The 3,261-nt window shown below is 58.9% G+C and carries 4 protein-coding genes, 3 tRNA genes and 1 pseudogene; all 8 read left to right on the top strand.

Features of this window, described 5'->3' with window-relative positions:
• Positions 1–297 (top strand): hypothetical protein (locus IP89_RS23595; protein ID WP_218185995.1); only part of this gene is annotated, 297 nt, incomplete at its 5' end.
• On the top strand, positions 297–1,262 hold the full coding sequence (gene birA, locus IP89_RS13045; RefSeq protein WP_043309983.1) for a bifunctional biotin--[acetyl-CoA-carboxylase] ligase/biotin operon repressor BirA: 966 nt from the start codon (positions 297–299) through the stop codon (positions 1,260–1,262). The genes IP89_RS23595 and birA, both read left to right, overlap by 1 nt.
• Complete coding sequence (locus IP89_RS13040) at positions 1,252–2,007, top strand: pantothenate kinase (RefSeq protein WP_043309981.1); 756 nt, start codon at positions 1,252–1,254, stop codon at positions 2,005–2,007. Before birA ends, IP89_RS13040 begins: the two co-directional genes overlap by 11 nt.
• A gap of 2 nt (positions 2,008–2,009) precedes the next feature.
• Entirely contained in the window at positions 2,010–2,687 is a 678-nt protein-coding gene (locus tag IP89_RS13035) for an SPOR domain-containing protein (protein WP_043309980.1), read from the top strand.
• 129 nt (positions 2,688–2,816) lie between these two features.
• A tRNA-Tyr gene (locus tag IP89_RS13030) sits at positions 2,817–2,901 on the top strand.
• Between the two features lie 26 nt (positions 2,902–2,927).
• A tRNA-Gly gene (locus tag IP89_RS13025) sits at positions 2,928–3,001 on the top strand.
• A gap of 26 nt (positions 3,002–3,027) precedes the next feature.
• Positions 3,028–3,103 (top strand) — tRNA-Thr (locus IP89_RS13020).
• 83 nt (positions 3,104–3,186) lie between these two features.
• Positions 3,187–3,261, top strand: a pseudogene (locus tag IP89_RS23370) (elongation factor Tu); the annotation flags it as partial.

Below are 3,261 nucleotides of genomic sequence, written 5' to 3'. Positions count from 1 at the left end.
TCCTATCCCCAAACCCCCATCCGAGAAATCGGGTGGGGGTTTGGCTTTTGCGCGCAAGAAAATCCTAAACAGAAAATCACCCGCAGGCGCGAATCGATCCTCATACGTCTACCGGCGCCATGCGCTTGGTTGCTGTTCTCGGATTGCGCTCATAAAAAAGCCACCTCGATAGGTGGCTTTTTTATTTATTGGGTGTCCGTGTCTTGCTGTTGTTGCTTTGCTCTAAATACCGCATTTCTAGGCAATTGCGGACTGCATCGTTATGATGCCTGCCTCTTTGTTGAGGCGTTATTTTGATGCGCGAAGTTCTGCAGCTGCTGCAAGACGGCGAGTTTCATTCCGGCGAGGCCTTGGGGGCTTTGCTGGGAGTGAGCCGTGCGGCCGTGTGGAAGCGCCTGGAGCACATCGAGGCGGCATTCGGTCTAACGATTCACCGGGTGCGTGGGCGAGGCTATCGTCTGGCTTCTCCGCTATCGCTGCTCGAGTGTGAGGTGATTGCCTCTGCATCCCGGGAGGCGGGGTGGTGTGCTGAGGTTCTCGAGGTGGTGGATTCGACCAATGCTGAAGTGCTGAGGCGTTTGGCGGCCGGTGCGCCGGCGCCCTTGCTGATCCTCGCGGAGAAACAAGATGGTGGGCGTGGTCGCCGTGGTCGTACCTGGATCAGTCCCTTCGGCGAGAACCTGTATTACAGCCTCGGCCTACGCCTGGAAGGTGGTGCATTCTCTCTCGATGGTCTGAGCCTCACCGTTGGTTTGGCGGTCTTGCGTAGCCTGCGTGAGGCTGGATTGGCTGAGGTCGGGCTCAAATGGCCGAACGATCTGCTGGTGGCGGGGCGGAAGATTGCTGGCGTGCTGCTGGAGCTATCAGGCGACCCGGCAGATGCCTGTCAGGTGGTGATAGGCATCGGCGTGAATGTGAATATGCTGCCTGGGCCGAACATTGCCATCGACCAGCCGTGGCTTTCGCTGCGGGAGTGCAGCGGTCAGCTGGTGGATCGCACGGCAATGGCACTGGCGCTTGGGCGTTGGTTGAAACACTACCTGGATCTGCACGAGCGGGGTGGCTTTGCTGCGCTGCGAGAGGAGTGGGAGGCCTGCCATCTCTGGCAGGGGCAAGAGGTCAGCTTGTTGGCTGGTCCGCAGCGTATCGACGGCGTGGTCCTGGGTGTAGATCACCTTGGCGCATTGCGTCTGAATGTAGCGGGGCAGGAGCGGCAATTTAGTGGCGGCGAGCTTAGCCTGAGGTTGCGTGATGATTCTTGAGCTGGACTGTGGGAACAGTCTGATCAAATGGCGAGTACTGAGTGGCACTCCGGCCATTGCTCCGATTGGTGGTGTGGTCGATTCGGATGAGTCGTTGCTGCGCGTCTTGTTGAGTGTTTCCGGGCTTGCCTTGTCCGGATGTCGGTTGGTCAGCGTGCGCAGTGATGTGGAAACCTCAGCACTTGTCGCTCTTCTCGAGCGTGAGTTCAGTGTGGCGGTGCTTTGTGCGCAGCCGGCGCTTGAGCTTGCGGGTGTCCGCAATGGCTACGACGAATATGCCCGGCTGGGGCTGGATCGCTGGCTGGCGGTAGTGGGCGCCTATCAGCTTGCCGGGCGTGCTTGCCTGGTGCTGGATCTTGGGACGGCCGTAACGTCTGACTTCGTCTCTGTCGATGGCGAGCATCTTGGCGGGTATATCTGTCCAGGGCTGCCATTGATGCGTAATCAGCTGCGCACTCATACGCGGCGTATTCGCTATGACGATGTGGCCGCCGAGAAGGCGCTGCATAGCTACCAGCCGGGGCGTTCGACTGTCGAGGCGGTCGAGCGTGGCTGTGCCCTGATGCTGCGTGGATTCGTTCTGACCCAGGTCGAGCTGGCACGTGAGTGCCTGGGCGATAGCTTCAGTGTCTATCTCACGGGCGGCGATGCCGCCCTGGTGCGTGAGGTGCTGCCGCAGGCGCGCCTGGTTTCCGATCTGGTTTTTGTCGGCCTGGCCCAGGCCTGTCCGTTGCCTGGAGTTTGATGATGCGCTGGGTCTTTTTACTGCTGCTGGTCCTCAATCTCTTCTACTACGTGTGGCATCAGCAGCAGGCGCCATTGCGAGTCAAAGAGGTTGAGCCGATGGCGCTGTATCAGGGGGCGCAGAAGGGCCTGCAGCTGCTCGATGCTTCCGATCGCGCGAAGGTGCGCCCCGAATCGCCGCAGTCGCCTGCGCCGTCGAGCGATCAGACTTGCCTGTTCCTTGGCAGCTTTCAGCAAGAAGATGGCGCGCGCCAGGTCGAGCAGCGCCTGATGGCGCTCGATATTCAGGCCGAGGTGCGTCCGGTCAATGCGGCGGCAGGGCTCGACTACTGGGTGTATCTGGCGCCCCTAGCATCGCGACAGGCATCGCTGCGCCAGCTGAAGGAGTTGCAGGCGCGCAGAATAGATAGCTACATCATCACCCAGGGCGACCTGGCCAACGGTATCTCGCTGGGCATCTTCCCGCGCAGTGATTCGGCCGAGAGCGTCATGCAGCGCCTGCGTGATGCGGGCTATGAGCCCATGCTGCGCGAGCTGCCGCGCGCGCAGCGCAGCTTCTGGGTGCGCATCGCGCCAGAGAGCCGGCGCTTGGCGGATGATGCGATGCCGCAGCTGGTTTCTGACTTCAAAGAGCTGCAGCATCAAATAATGCCGTGCGAAAGCGTTGCAACTGCTCAGTAGTTTGCATAGAATGGCGCCCGCTTTGAGGGGGAGGCCCTGAAGAGCAGCTGTCAAAGAGTGCTAACCTCAAGTTTTTATTGAGAAAATGCTTGACAGCAAGGTGGCAGAAGTTAAAATGCCGCCCACTTTGGAGGGGTTCCCGAGCGGCCAAAGGGATCAGACTGTAAATCTGACGTCTACGACTTCGAAGGTTCGAATCCTTCCCCCTCCACCAGATTTAAAGCGTGAGCTGCAGGCTCCGCGGGCATAGTTCAGTGGTAGAACCTCAGCCTTCCAAGCTGATGATGCGGGTTCGATTCCCGCTGCCCGCTCCAAGTTTGTTGTTCGTGCAAAGTGTTTCGCTCATGTAGCTCAGCTGGTAGAGCACACCCTTGGTAAGGGTGAGGTCAGCGGTTCAAATCCGCTCATGAGCTCCACTTCACAAAGGCAGATATGAAGATATCTGCCTTTGTTTTAATGGCAGTGTCAGTTCTCTATTCCTTGTTCGGAGACGAGTCAGATGGCTAAGGAAAAATTCGAGCGTAACAAACCGCACGTCAACGTTGGCACCATCGGCCACGTTGACCACGGTAAA

Source organism: Pseudomonas sp. ML96 (assembly GCF_000761545.1).
Classification (GTDB): Bacteria; Pseudomonadota; Gammaproteobacteria; order Pseudomonadales; family Pseudomonadaceae; genus Aquipseudomonas.
The sequence above is the reverse complement of the archived record's forward strand: the minus strand, read 5'-3'. Positions and strand labels throughout refer to the sequence as shown.

Excerpts from the sequence above, each read along its gene's own strand:
- birA (WP_043309983.1), top strand. The coding sequence starts at position 297 with ATGCGCGAAGTTCTGCAGCTGCTGCAAGACGGCGAGTTTCATTCCGGC.
- IP89_RS13040 (WP_043309981.1), top strand. The coding sequence starts at position 1,252 with ATGATTCTTGAGCTGGACTGTGGGAACAGTCTGATCAAATGGCGAGTA.
- IP89_RS13035 (WP_043309980.1), top strand. The coding sequence starts at position 2,010 with ATGCGCTGGGTCTTTTTACTGCTGCTGGTCCTCAATCTCTTCTACTAC.